16 protein-coding genes are annotated in these 13,000 nt (G+C 46.1%); all 16 read right to left on the bottom strand.

The features are described 5' to 3' along the window. Positions 1-48 precede the first annotated feature (48 nt). Positions 49-807 (bottom strand): hypothetical protein, encoded by a 759-nt coding sequence (locus ACX9GU_RS06500; RefSeq protein ID WP_473194227.1) that lies wholly within the window; start codon positions 805-807, stop codon positions 49-51. Next, positions 808-2,748 carry a sialidase family protein gene (locus tag ACX9GU_RS06495; protein ID WP_473194226.1) on the bottom strand — a complete coding sequence of 647 codons (1,941 nt, stop codon included), beginning with the start codon at positions 2,746-2,748 and terminating at the stop codon, positions 808-810. It lies immediately after the preceding gene. Positions 2,749-2,804: 56 nt separating this feature from the next. Next, complete coding sequence (locus tag ACX9GU_RS06490; RefSeq protein WP_473194225.1) at positions 2,805-5,873, bottom strand: host specificity factor TipJ family phage tail protein; 3,069 nt, start codon at positions 5,871-5,873, stop codon at positions 2,805-2,807. Beyond that, positions 5,870-6,250 carry a nitrite transporter gene (locus tag ACX9GU_RS06485; RefSeq protein WP_473194224.1) on the bottom strand — a complete coding sequence of 127 codons (381 nt, stop codon included), beginning with the start codon at positions 6,248-6,250 and terminating at the stop codon, positions 5,870-5,872. Before ACX9GU_RS06485 ends, ACX9GU_RS06490 begins: the two co-directional genes overlap by 4 nt. Positions 6,251-6,260: 10 nt before the next feature. After that, the gene (locus ACX9GU_RS06480) at positions 6,261-6,743 is read right to left on the bottom strand and encodes a DUF1833 family protein (protein WP_473194223.1); all 483 of its coding nucleotides are present in this window, start codon (positions 6,741-6,743) and stop codon (positions 6,261-6,263) included. Continuing rightward, a complete protein-coding gene (locus ACX9GU_RS06475) occupies positions 6,740-7,204 on the bottom strand; it encodes a hypothetical protein (RefSeq protein WP_473194222.1) in 465 nt (154 codons plus the stop codon). Before ACX9GU_RS06475 ends, ACX9GU_RS06480 begins: the two co-directional genes overlap by 4 nt. After that, a complete protein-coding gene (locus ACX9GU_RS06470; RefSeq protein ID WP_473194221.1) occupies positions 7,204-9,747 on the bottom strand; it encodes a hypothetical protein in 2,544 nt (847 codons plus the stop codon). Before ACX9GU_RS06470 ends, ACX9GU_RS06475 begins: the two co-directional genes overlap by 1 nt. Before the next feature lie 8 nt (positions 9,748-9,755). Then, positions 9,756-9,968 carry a hypothetical protein gene (locus tag ACX9GU_RS06465; protein ID WP_473194220.1) on the bottom strand — a complete coding sequence of 71 codons (213 nt, stop codon included), beginning with the start codon at positions 9,966-9,968 and terminating at the stop codon, positions 9,756-9,758. Then, positions 9,968-10,327, bottom strand: a complete 360-nt coding sequence (locus ACX9GU_RS06460) for a hypothetical protein (RefSeq protein WP_473194219.1) — start codon at positions 10,325-10,327, stop codon at positions 9,968-9,970. The genes ACX9GU_RS06465 and ACX9GU_RS06460 overlap by 1 nt, the downstream gene beginning before the upstream one ends. A gap of 30 nt (positions 10,328-10,357) precedes the next feature. After that, complete coding sequence (locus ACX9GU_RS06455; protein ID WP_473194218.1) at positions 10,358-10,822, bottom strand: hypothetical protein; 465 nt, start codon at positions 10,820-10,822, stop codon at positions 10,358-10,360. Beyond that, positions 10,819-11,181: a hypothetical protein gene (locus tag ACX9GU_RS06450; RefSeq protein WP_473194217.1), complete on the bottom strand. Its 363-nt coding sequence runs from the start codon at positions 11,179-11,181 to the stop codon at positions 10,819-10,821. The genes ACX9GU_RS06455 and ACX9GU_RS06450 overlap by 4 nt, the downstream gene beginning before the upstream one ends. After that, positions 11,171-11,701, bottom strand: a complete 531-nt coding sequence (locus tag ACX9GU_RS06445) for a hypothetical protein (RefSeq protein ID WP_473194216.1) — start codon at positions 11,699-11,701, stop codon at positions 11,171-11,173. Before ACX9GU_RS06445 ends, ACX9GU_RS06450 begins: the two co-directional genes overlap by 11 nt. After that, positions 11,664-12,005, bottom strand: coding sequence for a phage head closure protein (locus ACX9GU_RS06440; RefSeq protein ID WP_473194215.1), 342 nt, complete (start codon positions 12,003-12,005; stop codon positions 11,664-11,666). The genes ACX9GU_RS06445 and ACX9GU_RS06440 overlap by 38 nt, the downstream gene beginning before the upstream one ends. 51 nt (positions 12,006-12,056) lie before the next feature. Continuing rightward, complete coding sequence (locus tag ACX9GU_RS06435; protein ID WP_473194214.1) at positions 12,057-12,368, bottom strand: DNA-directed RNA polymerase subunit beta; 312 nt, start codon at positions 12,366-12,368, stop codon at positions 12,057-12,059. Positions 12,369-12,434: 66 nt separating this feature from the next. Beyond that, the gene (locus ACX9GU_RS06430; RefSeq protein WP_473194213.1) at positions 12,435-12,761 is read right to left on the bottom strand and encodes a head-tail connector protein; all 327 of its coding nucleotides are present in this window, start codon (positions 12,759-12,761) and stop codon (positions 12,435-12,437) included. Positions 12,762-12,769: 8 nt separating this feature from the next. Next, entirely contained in the window at positions 12,770-12,979 is a 210-nt protein-coding gene (locus ACX9GU_RS06425; protein WP_473194212.1) for a DUF7210 family protein, read from the bottom strand. Positions 12,980-13,000: the final 21 nt, after the last annotated feature.

Below are 13,000 nucleotides of genomic sequence, written 5' to 3'. Positions count from 1 at the left end.
GGATACAACAAGCCGCCTTTTTTGAAAGCTAGTAATGGGGCGCGTGGATCACAATGTCACACCAACATCGGCGGCCAGCAGCTCGATGAAGGCTTGGCGCTGTACCTCCGAGTGATACTGGTTAAACACCCTGGCTCTATACAGATCCATCTCAGCATGGGCTGTATCTGTGAAGTTGTTATAACCCCAAGCAAATCCACCATTTGCAACTATAGGCGTAGCCGCTGCTGGAATGCTTGCTTTAACTTGGCTGTTATTAAACCTTACGAAAATTTCTCTCTTAGAGATAGAGTAACCGCACGCAATAACGGCTAAATTATTATTTGGCTTATCCATTGTTACCGTACCCACATTAGCTGACGGACCCGGATCGAATGTGAATTGCAATTGATTGTCAGTCCCACCCCTGCGAAGAAATATGCCTTTGTTTTCTGATATTGATGAATCAACAGCGCCCCATCTGAAATAAATATCGTAAAAAGTGGCCGCGTAAAAACGCCCAACCAAATATATAGTAGCACCATCAACACCGGACATAGACGAAAACGAATCTACTTTCAATCCACTTGATCCTGTAAATCTCAAGAAGATATTATCGTTATTGTCGTCGGTGAGAATTTCCGGATTATGAATAACATCTGGTGATGCATAAGTTAACGAGTTAACGTAATCTGGAACCTTTACGAGTGAGTCGCTGGCCCCTTTTATAGCTGATGAAGATTCAAAGAATATAGCATCACTTAAAGGGAGCGGAGTTACATCTGAGTTTAGAGATACGGGTGATCTTAATACTAATGATTTTGTCACTTACATGCCCTCAAGTTGCTCATAATTTATAAATGATTCAGAACGATAAGGGCGGAAGTTGGCGGAATAAATATCTGTATCATAGTTTTCGAATGCTTGCGCCCATGATAGATATATACTCTCCCCAACAACCTCCATTGATTGCACGCCTAAGTTTGTGGCGCCTGATGTCGAGAACGGTGTCCTGACCACCTGACCTATTTTCATTTTTGAAAAACCAGATGTGTTACCCGTATAAAAATCATATGCCGAGCAACTCCATAGGTTCATTACTCCGGTATTATATCTTTCTATGGTTAACCCAAAGAAAGAGCTACCAATACGCTTGATTGGCATTGGCGAATATTGAACTGATTCCGGAGCATCAAACATGGTAAAACCGGTAAGGTCCGATTTAATAAAGAAATATTTCGCTTTGTATGATGCGCTTGCTGATTGCGTTCTTAGTCCACCGTATAACCAGATGGTAGTCCCAGCATCTTTGACGGCATCCACACCAAGCGTCATTTCGCACAGTGTTGTCACGTTGACAGGAAACGATGGGCTCTCATGAGGTATCACATCCACGGTTTGAATGGTACTCATTGGGCTGGCAACATCAAAGCTCATAATCCCGACGCGGGATGAATTGGCAAAATGGTAACCGGTGTACATTTTGCCATTTACACAAGCGAAATCGTGAAATAGCTCAGGCACATAGGTTGTTGAGCCTATGGTCTGCGTCACAGAAGACAGCACGCCGATCAGCGCCCATGTTGACCCATCATCTGTGGATTTATAAAGCTCATGATAGGTTGCACCTACCGCATTAGTTGCTCCGCGATTACGGACAATCGACCACAAAGCATTGTCACCATCAACCCCCAAGGCAAAATAGTCAGTCCCTCTAGGGTTAACCTTCCCGGAAACAATTATTTTTTGGGTTGACCATGTTTTACCAATATCGTCTGAATATTTAATGGCAGAAAGGGCATCAGAAACGCCGTGGCCACTTGCCGTGTTATACCCCTGGTAAATCCTTCCTTTTGAATTTACGCATGACTTACCCTGCGGCCATCCATTCACAGGCCGACCAGTACTTTTTGTTGTTCTATGGATGTTGAGCGTTTGGGTGACTAGTTGCCCATCTTTATCAAGGGCCCAGAATGTTTTTCTATTATCTTCTGAAAATCCATCATTAAGCCATTGGTTTACCTGTGAGACAGTCTCTCTTATCTTACCCTGTTGAGCAAATGCATAGCTATCTTGCAATGAAGTTGATAAACCCCTAACCCATACCTTCCCATCTTTGGTGACAGACATGAAGCTATTTTTATTGGTATCGATAAAGCTTGAGACTGCATTGTTTTTTAAATCATCCAGCAATAATGTTTGTGCGGTTTTTAATATTTTCTCATCCAGGCCAACTGCATATAACTTACCATTTGTCATGAGTGCCAGAGCAATTGCACCGTTCTTATCGGTAAATTTATATACAAAATTGTCGTCACTGTGATTTAAAAATAATTTATCAGAGAGAGCGCTAACAGCATCACCGCCTGGTGATGTTCTTCCTGTTGGTGTTAACACACCAGCAGTGTTGATATATTCATCAGCCAATATAACAAAGTCATCAATGGCAGTTCTTATGAATACTGTAGCGCCATCAACCACAACCCCATCATCAACATCCTTTTGGGCTTGTTCAATATCCTTATACATGGGGCCAAGCGCGGCAACGTGCTTTATCGCATAATCAATTTCAACTCGAAACTGTTGCAGATGCTCATCAAAGACAATGCCCCGGCCTGTTTCCGTAAGGCGAGTGACCCCGACTCTATCAACCCATGTTTTCTCTAGCCCGTTTACCGCCTTGTCGAAATTCTGGGCGTTATCATACAAATCCCTTGGGTCAGCAGATCCTTTGGGTTCAACTGGATTTCCGGTGTTATGAGTTGTCATGTTTTCTCCGGGCAATAAAAAACCCGCCGAAGCGGGTCAGTTATCTTGCTAGTAATTTACTGAACATCGCCAGGATAAACGGCGTCGTCATATTGGTATTTACGTGGGGTATATTGAATTGCGTTTACCTGGCAGGTGCCATCGCCACCTGGCTCTATCTCAGCGATCAGCGCATCATAGCCAACCTGCTCAGAGCTGCAGAAGATGAGCCGCGGCGGTTCGATAGTCCCATCATCCATAATCCAGGAACCCGGGTCCACTTCGGTGCTATATGGGATCGTCAACGTGTAATCATCAACCCGGGTCGGTACCAGTAACCCTGACGCACGTCCGTCTTGGTAACGGATTAACACCCTAGGGTTGCTGAATGACCAGTTCAGCGGCTCGCTAACCTGCAGCGTGATCTGCTCTGTGTTATAAGTCATGTCGACAATCAGGCAACTGATGGTGTCATTGCCTGGTATATCGTCGGTCATGATGATCCGGTCCATGTACTGATAGCACAGTGCGTCAAGTTCGGTCGATGTCGAATGAGTGAGGCGCTGGTATTTGTAGCCCATCAGCCGGCGCATGCCGATTCGATATGCCCTATCCTGATCGAGAACACCGTCCAGCGTGTAATCCTCGACCTTTAACGGTGTTGGATTATCGGCAGTGCGGCATTGGACCGTCTCTTCTGCCCAGGTTGTACCATTGAGATATTTGACATCCACGCCATCAAAGTCGTCCTGCGAGTGCGCCGAGAAACCGGTCTGAAGTTCCTCTGTTTGCTCCTGCGGGCTGATGATGCCAGTCCAATTTTTGATGCCTTCACGGCCCGCAGACGCCAGCCCATCGCTCAGTAAAAAATACCCCATCCCTGCATTAGTGATCTTTTGCAAAACATCCAGAGCAGACATGCCAGATTTAGATGCTGAATAGTCGAAGGTCTCACCGCGCGGTGTCCAGTAGGTGCTCTCGAGCATACCGATCGTGGCATAGTCGATCTGCTTATCATTGAACCCCAGAGATTTTAGAACGTGGAAAATAGCACCACTTATCGACCGGGAGGGATGCCCATCATAGAGGCGAACTCCTTCAAGGTTTATGCGCCGATCTGACTGAGCAGCAAGGCGGCTACCCGTCCGTATTGTGATCCCCATGGTGGTAATGCCTTCATACCTCGTGGGCCTAGCTGGCAGCTTCGCTCTCATGGACTGCCACTGTACAGAATCGCGCGTTGTACCTCCCCAGACCGGTGTATCACGTTTGATTCGCACCTCATACGCCGCTGGCCCCGGTAACGGGATAATTTCGGTGTAACCGATCTCGTTAACCGTATTATTGCCGTGTTTGAATTTGGTGCTTTGCCAATCGGTACTTCCTGACGCGCGGTACTGCACCGTAATTTCGACTTCATGCCAATGGATCGCACCGTCTTTACTGCCTACATCGCATAGCCCTTGCGGGTAGAGAAAATTGATTTCAATCTCTGTTGTCTTTTCATTCGGTGGACAACATAAGAATGGGCCCATCCAATCATCATTGGCATTGAGCCCCGTAACAGTGGCATCAAGAAGCGTGCGCCCGGTAAAGCCGGGCCAGCCAGCATCTACGGTTACCGTGCCATCGTTATTCTCTATCAGCCTTTCAATCGTCACTGTCACGCCGTCGTTTTCTGTAATGCGGTATTTATACCCCTTAAGGCCAAGGGCTATGCGCTGCTGGCCACTCGGGATCCCAGCAAAAGCGGCACCAGTTGCACCGCCCCAGGCGAGAGATATATTTTCAATGATGGCTGGCGATCCACCTGTTGACGCAACCCCCTCAATAACAACTGGAGCGGAACCAAACAGGGAGGACGGCAACAGGCTATAAGCGATCGAGTTGCCACTGAATGGGCTCTCTTTTTCCGTGATAACAAGGATCGTTCCAGATGAGTTGGCCACCAGGCCGGAACCTACCAGTTGATCAGTTATCTCATCTGTTAGCCCAGTCATGGTGACGTAGTTTGCTGACAGTGAGATCACGTAACTTATCCCGGCCCACGTTAGCGTGAACGATACCGGCGCGACGCTGAAATCATACGTTGTCGGGGCAGCAGATGCCGTTATGCTTGCTGCATTCCCTCCGACTCCGGGAACGGCTGGAGAGCCGGGATTATGTGCTGAGATGAAGAGATCAAAGCGGCTGCTATTCCAGGTAAGCGAGACAGGCAACCCCACGGATGGGTTAATCTCTTTCATATCACCATAGATAACATTTCCGCCACCAGCAGTGGCCACTACGTATGTGTCCGGGGCAATGATGCTGATAACCGAACCTGACTTCCAGGACTCCGGGATTGCTGGATCTGTAGAACTCAATACCGTAAAACTGCTTCCAGATACAACAATTGCATCAGCTGAGATGCTGACTGATGCTGGCCCCGTTGATGCCAGATCTAAGCCTGCCGTGCCAGATGTTGTGCCTCCTACCTCTGTGGCCACATACCAGTTTTCAGACCTTCGATCCGCACTGACATCCGCTCCAGGCGGATAGATAGTCAAACTGACATCATCACCAAATGCCGTTGTTGTTGTGTTTCCCAGCTTAATGAGTGAAGGATTGATATAAAAGTTGTCACTGCCCACCGAGAGGAAAAGATAGCTTCGGTAAATTTGCGGATCATCAGGATCAAATCTGCTTACCGGCTGGACAAGATAATCCGGATAGATACGGTTTAAGCCTAATACTTCTCTGATCGGGTCGCCAAGTTTTGCCGTATTGGCTTTTGCTGGCGACAAATCAAGGGTATCTCCACTGCTAACAGATGCCGCACCTTCACCTTTCATCTGAGACATCATGTACAGTGAGTATGCAGCAGAGGCCACCGCCACTGCGACCGATATCCACATCGCAGTGGCGGCGCTTATTGCATATGGCACAGGGTAAATCCGGACATCGCTTTCTGCGCTGATATGGCATAACGGCCACTCTGATGGGTTAATGGGTTTCCCATTCACTTCTGCCGCAACAGGGTGGCGCATATCTGTATGATAATCATCAACATTAGCCATAAGCCATTCGTGCAATGTCATGGCTTTGTGTTCGTGCACTTCAAGCGGTTCGCCGGGTAATCTTGATGGGTAAATTCTAATAGTCACCAGTAATACTCCACTTTCACAAAGCGGCGCTCAAAACGAGATAACGGAAGAAATGTTACGTTAGATTTCGGGTTGCATTCTGCGACATGTAACTGCCCGCCAATGCTGACAACAACACCGACATGCGTTACCACAGACCCCGAATAGCACGCCACTCCCGCCCCCTCACATGGCTCGCAACGGCTGAGTGATGGCATAAGCTTTCTTGCCTCCCTATCTAGTCCACCGCCATCTTTCGTGACCCCTGCAAAATCAGGCCACTCAGCCATGCCAAGATCGCTCCTTATTTCGTTGACGATGCCGAAGCAGTCAAGGTCGGGATATGTTCTACCGCCTTTCAGCCAAGCGACTGAAAGGTATTTATCAGGATTGAACATGATCAGCTCCTTATGAGATATAGCGCAGGCCTGGATGCTCTACTAAATTGTAGCGATGACGCGGCCACGCAGTATCAAGGATATTCATGTAGCCAGCGGTGATCTGAACCTCTGTTGCGTTCCAAGATCCATTTTTTATCGTCAGAATAAAAGGTGGTGATGCAGGAGATGATAAATCTGTTGATACGTAATTTCTATACGTAAGTGTACCAATATCATTATTATCAAGTGCGCTGCGTATTGCCGTAGATACAATCCCATCAATATTACCAATGGCAAATTTTAGATCCTGCGTACCATCAGAATTGCGCGCTGGCAGTGCAATTTCAATTCCTGATGCAATAAACGTTGCTACTCTACCATCTTCAAGCGTTGCAGTAATGTCGTCCCACCCACGAGTTAGCCAGTATGTTCCTGAACTAATGTCTATTTGCAAGGTTTCAATAATTACCTCATCACCAGATGAGGCGTAAAGCCGATTTAAGATAGTCATGCTTTTGGCCACTCACGGTTTAGTGCCAGATCAATGATGTTGCTACCAATAATAAATTCAGGAAACTCAACCCATCCAGGTTCAAGCAATGGGCGCTCCCATAATTCCAAGGTGGCGCTGTATTGCCAATATTTCCCGGCAATCATATTTGGGCCATCATAAATATCATCAAAGCGGCATTTATAAAACTTAATACCAATTGGTGTTTTAAGTCTCATGAGAAACCATGCAGCACCATCTGCTATTGATTCTCTATACCAAGCCGAAAATAATTGTGATTGTGAATCGTTTTTAAAAAGCCATTTCACGCTAGCTTTTGTTGGTGTAGATGTATAGCGCCTGCGCTGCCTCGCTCGTCCAGAAACAATTTCGGTACGCAATAATGGGCTGATAGGTTTAAACCCATAACCACTCTGAAGGGGTAGTGGCAGGTAATCATGTGGGTAATAAATATCAGTCATTATTCCACCCTCCTTTTCGTTGCATATCCCGCAACAAGAGATTTATGCACTTTTCCTTGACCAGTTGCCAAACTACTGGCAACCATATTAAAGGCTTGCAGAGCGGCTTTTCTTGTCTCTTCCTTCATCATTTGGATGGTGCGATCATCAGGATTACCATTAACTTGGAAGGTTTGATCAAAGCTAAACTGATTTTGCTGTGGCGTTGACGAGCTGCCAGCATTACCAGATTGGGATGGTGCTGATAAGTATTTTTTCAAATCCGCGTTGGTTCTAGCATCAACGACGCGCTCCCCCCTATCCAGTAACCACGTCCCCTCGCGCGGAACATAATCTATACCATCATGCGCCTGGCCAGACATCGTTACCGCTTGAGCGGCAGCCGTTAACACTCCTGTCTGCCCTACAGCCAGCGCAACAGCGGGTATGTTGGCCGGGAATGGAGCTGACGCCCAGGCCATGGCGATCGCTGCCTTGGATGCCAGCAATGTCTGGGCTATCTGGAAACCTTTTGAGGCTGCGAATAGGGCCCGGTAAGCGCCAGAACTTCGGCCAGCATATGATTCAGCAAGCCCGGCCATTCCATCAAACAGGGATTGCTGCGCTGCCAATTGCTTCATTGTGTCTTGATTTTGATAATCACTGATCTGCGTCATTCGGCTTTTTTCAGCATCAGAGCGCAAACGCGCATATCGTTCAGTTATTTCCAATAGGCTCTGCTGATAGGCTTCCTCGGAAATTTTGCCACTCTGTCTGGCCTCATCCTGCATGGTCCTTTCTTGCTCCTGGTAGGACTCCAGGATACTGAGGCGTTGAGTGTACTCATTTTGATATTGAGCGACAGGATCAACATCTGCACGAATTTGCTCAATTGGCGCTACTGTTTGTTGCGCCTTTTCCTGTGCAATAGCTCTAAAGCTTTCTATTTGTTGCTTGCTGATCGCGCTTTGATATGTCTGGAAATCAATCAAGCGACGTGATTGCATCTGCTTTAAAAGCTCAGTGACCTCTTCTTCCTGATGCTTTATCTTGCTAATGGGTGAATACTGATCAACTAGGTCCTGACGCTCTTTTGCGAAACGCCGGCTACTAGCGGCTGCAACTTCAAAAATAGCCTGCTGAGAAGCGCCAGCAGCTGCTCCCTCTTTGATGATCTTTAATCTTGCCTCTGTCTCCTGCATATCAATTTTCTGCAGGCTGGTTGCATTGGCTGATTCAATTTCTATTCTTAGCTTTTTAAAAGCTTCAACGGCGGCATTTGTTTTCTTTGGATCACCAATTTCCTCGCTGCCAAATTTCCTTAAAGCACCAGGAGGGGTTACATTTGCATCTTTCCCGCTTTGTTCCTCAATGGCTTTCTTTGCAGCGGCAAGTCCTTCCTTCCATTTTTTATAAGTTTCGTCAGCTCCGCCTTCCCTTAATTGTTTTTCCCTTTGATCCTCTAAATCTTTTTCAAGGGAAACAAGCCTGGCAATCTGATTAAGCTGACCGTCATAAGTTTCCTTACCCGCTTTTTTATACTCATTTTGCAATTGTACGCGGGCCTGTATGACTTCATTTAGACGGTCCTCGCCATCTAAATAGGTTTGTCTTTCCTCTTTGCTAACACCAAATCCAGAAGTTAACCTTGCTTTTCTGAATCTTGAATTAGTGAAGTTTACAAAATCATAAATCGCATCAGATGCTTTCTCGATGCCTTCTATTATGAATAATGCAATATCCTTACCCAGTTGTTGGAATCCACCGCGAGCCTTGGCGGCGTTTATTATCCAGTCATTAATGCCACTGGTAATGATTGATATAGCAGGCGCAGCGGCCACTTGAACCTGTTTCCATGTTCCTCCCATCAAGGATTCAAGTTTTGAAAACTCCATGCGCGCTTCGTGAATTTGTGTAAACTGCACGCTTGTTAAAGATAAACCAAGGGTGTCAATTTCCTTGGAAAACTTAAAGAATTGCCCAGACACCAGGGAATCTTTCAATTCTGCGGCGCTGTCGTTAATCTCATCCAACCAGAATAATGCTTCATTATCTGGCATCTTACTGATCTGCTCGGAAAACTTAACGATCTGTTGGTCTGGGCTTAACTTTGCCCAGTCTGCAGCCTTCTGATTAATCTGTGTGAAAAAATCCTTCAGCGCCCCGCCATCAGTTTTTGCGGCCTCGGTAATTTTAACGTTCAGATCTTTGATAACATCTGCAACTTTTTCACCGGAAGATCCTGCCCACTCAGCCGCCTGGCGCCATATATCCCACTGCTTGGCCGACAACCCTAGATTCCTGCCTGTCTCCCCAATTTCATCAAGGCTTTGATATGTCTCTTTCAGGCGCGATATTAATGCGCCGCTGGCTATGCCCGCCAATCCTGTAGCCAAAGTGACCGTTACTGCCGCAATTCCCGCGATCGCTTTGGCGGAAGCGGCCGCCCCCGCCTTCACCTTGTCGGCGAATGACCCCATATCTTCACGGCTACGCCTTAACCCCTCCCGAAAAGAAGCTGCATTCAGCCCTAGTGTGGTTACAAGAGAACGCAATACAGCCATGAGATCACCTATCTTATAATTGATTTAAACTGCAAAATTGACTCTTGCGGCGTTATGCTTTCCGGATCGATCGCCGGCGGATTTGCCGCCTCATACTCAAGCTCATAATGCGCTCGCCACATTGACAACTCACTTGATGGCCAAGCCATTATTTCAAAAAATGGTTTTTTGAGATCTACAGCCAACCGGCGGAGCAACAGCCCCACCAGGTCGGCTGTCATTATTTTTTTGCTTTCTCAACCGCCTTGATTTTAAGTCCATTTATCTCACTGGCCACATCATAAAGGCGAGTTACAAAATCACCAGGTAGAACATCGAGAAGATCTTCAACATCATCCTCAGTTGAAATATGGTTACCATCTTCATCTACCATTGAATATGTCAGCAGCAACATCATGTAATGTTGAAAGCTGGTTTTTGGCTTGCCTTCATCATTAAATGCTGCGGCCTGAAAAGCAATAAGATCCTTAACTGTCATTTCTCTGATGATAATCTCAGCATCTTCGCCAAGTTCAGGAACTGACAATTTTTTGCTTTTTAGTATTGGGTTTGAATTTTTAATGCTGGTTAATACTGCCATGATTTTTCCTTACGATTTGCTTTAAATGGTTTACATTGCAGTTTCTGGCTCTGGATTTTCTTCCGGCGCAGGCTGATCCCAATCCGCAAAACCATTCTGTTTCCCTGAAATTACAAAGGCAATTTTATCAGCATTGGTTGTTTCATCAATTTGATAGCCAAGCAATGCCATTTCATACTTGCCAACGGTCTTCGGGGTTGTTGGCCATACGTGGATCATCTCGATAATCTCACCATCTATTGCAGCCTGGATAAACTCCTTCTGGCCTACATCACTCGGATATAGAGCGCCATTAATAGTTTTGTCCGGACCCTCATACAAACCTGCCATATAGCGAGCGGCGCGATCATCAAGGACGGTCTGATCGACAGTTGGTGCGACTTGCCCCACTTGCCCGATAGATGTTAGACCTTTGACTCGCTTCCACTCTGTTTCTCCAAGTGCCCGCCAGTATGAGAACGTGCCAGCGCCAAGGGTTGCGTTATTGCCACTCATGAGTTTACTCTCCGTCGAGTTGTGAAAATATCAAATACTGCAGCCGCTACGGAAACGCCAGGTTGTGCCCGCTCATCTACTGGGCCATCTACCGTGATCCGCTGATAATATTCTGTTTTAGTTCCATCCAATCCTAAAATTGGAATAATTGCAGAATTAACCGATGTTCTATCTATACCGCTTACTCGAACTTGCCAGCTTTCCGTAATCAATAATGTCTCATCTTCCAGATCGCGATCCCTTGGCAGACTGACAAGCAGATAACTAGCTGCAGGTAATTTTGCAGTTTCCGGGATGAAATCTGGATAGATTTGATAATTAAGATTTGCTCTAAGCAAAGAGACGAATTCAGCGTGCATTTCTAAGCGCCTTATTAATCAGATCATTCAATAAAGTATATTGAGCATTAAGCATGTTATTGACATTATTATCAAATGCAGGGCGAATAAAAGGACCTGCGGGGATTCCTGGATGCTGCCCCCCTTCATCCTGCCGTTTTTTTCTTGCCCTTTTTGCTTTTTTAGCTATCGAATGAGGCTCAACTCCATGCTCCAACCAGTAAGCATACACGGGTGCGTCAATCAGTTTTCCCGATGCCGCTTGAGCTCTTTTGTTTTTGAATACTCCAGCACTAGCAAACACATCAGCAAAATTTTTTACTTTTGGAATTGATGTTCTTATACCAAAAGAGTTTGCAAGTTGCCCTGTTTCACTCTCCCATTTCTGATGGAACAACCGTTGCATTTGTATGAAAGTTGGTTCTATTGCAACCCTGAGGACTTTACGCAATATTTTACCTTGCATTACTACTTCAAGTTGCTCTAGTTGTTCATCTAGCTCTTTAAATCCTTGTAGTTGTATCCACACCGGATCTGTCATGGTTGCTCCCGGTTATTAATACATCTTTTCTGGTTGGCTGAATTGAATCAATATTAACTACCGCCCCTTTTAAAGGACCGGTTTCTATCTTTATTCTCCACGTGTTTGCAATTTGAGTTGGGCGAATTAATATTGTAAATATTTGCTGTGATATCTCAACTCCAGCTTTGAGCATTTCACGCCCAGACACGATGCGTACATCCGCCCAAACCTCTCTTACTTTTTGAAACTCAGTAGAGGGTTGCCCAATGTCATTGGTTGCATCATCATCTGGAGGTCGAAACAAGGTGATCCTATCTTTCAAACTCCCAGATCTCATACATTCATTTACCTCTAAAAAACCCGCCGAAGCGGGTTATTTTTTGTCATAGGTTAATCTATAAAAAAACCAAGAGAATGGAACCCTTGTTATTATATGACCATCAGCAATCACATCCGCTGCAGCTAACGGCTCACAAAACCCAAAATAATTAATCGTTGTAACTTGCCTTTCACACATTCCTTTAGGGCTATCAATGAAATTAGTCTTAGGCGTTCTAACCACCATGAATGCGACATCTTCATCGTTACTGATTGTAAGCTTTGGGACGAAAAAAAAAGTAATTTGACTGACAAATGCAACTGCACAGATAATAAATACCGCTGTCCATAATGCAAAATATCTCATAACCTATCTCCTTTGGTCTCGATCGGCATCATGATACATCAGTATAAAATTATTAATTAGTGCTTTTTATAGCCCGTAGATCCGGTAAGGCTGCAGCAGCGCCTCAACAGCGAAAGGCAGTTCAGACACCGCCTGCCCCACGGAGCTGGCCTCGCGATTCTCATACCAATGCCCAATAAGCAACAGCACCGCCGCAATGACGTCATCACCCAGCAGCAATGAATCCTCATCATCTGCATACCCTTCATCATCGGCGGTTTTGTAGAGCTTTCGCCGGGTCCAGGTTTCCACATAACGAGTGGCCGCGCCGATGTAGGTTTGGATCAGCGTGTCATCGCCAGTGAAATCCTGTTCAATACGGCAATGCTGTTTAACCAGTTCTTTGTCGATCATGGCGTCACCTATTTACTGCGGGATCGCGAGCTGGTTTCCGGCGCCGGCTGTTCTACTTCTTGTTGCTGCACTGGCTCCATGGATTGCTGCCCGGCCACCAGCGAGGCGTAACCCTTCAAAATAAGCTCACGGCCGTGAGATTCGTTTGTTTCGAACGGCGCATCGACGGCAACCACGGATCCATTCAAGTAAATCGGCTTGATAGCGATAAGTTTCATGATGACTCCTTAATTGAAAAG

This window comes from Serratia sp. K1WW1 (assembly GCF_055790865.1).
The sequence above is the reverse complement of the archived record's forward strand: the minus strand, read 5'-3'. Positions and strand labels throughout refer to the sequence as shown.